Source organism: Flagellimonas olearia (assembly GCF_009184425.1).
Classification (GTDB): Bacteria; Bacteroidota; Bacteroidia; order Flavobacteriales; family Flavobacteriaceae; genus Flagellimonas; species Flagellimonas olearia.
Genome location: NZ_WELG01000169.1, coordinates 1 through 327, shown reverse-complemented (window position 1 = coordinate 327; position 327 = coordinate 1). Strand labels below are relative to the sequence as shown.

At 59.6% G+C, this 327-nt stretch carries 1 protein-coding gene; it reads left to right on the top strand.

Annotation, left to right across the window (positions count from 1 at the left end; translation table 11 throughout):
* On the top strand, nucleotides 1–327 hold a 327-nt coding region (locus tag F8C76_RS20025), incomplete at both ends, for an L-lactate permease (RefSeq protein WP_170284078.1).

The window sequence follows — 327 nt, the reverse complement described above, 5'->3', positions numbered from 1 at the left end:
TGGGGCTTCGGGGGCTTCCTGGAAGCCATTGCCGGCTTCGGGACCGCTGTTGCCATCCCGGCCAGCATCTTGATGACCTTCGGGATCAACCCGATTGAAGCTTCCGTTATCTGCCTGGTGGCAAACACCACCCCAACTGCCTTCGGGGCGGTCGGCCTGCCAGTCATCACCTTGGCCCAGACTGCCGGCCTGGACGTGATGAACACGGCCTTCGTGGTATCTCTGCAGCTGAGCGTTTTGATCCTGGTCATCCCTTACATCTTGGTTGGCCTGGTCGGCGGGGGCGTCAAGACTATCAAGGGGGTAGGCTTCATTACCTTCATGTCT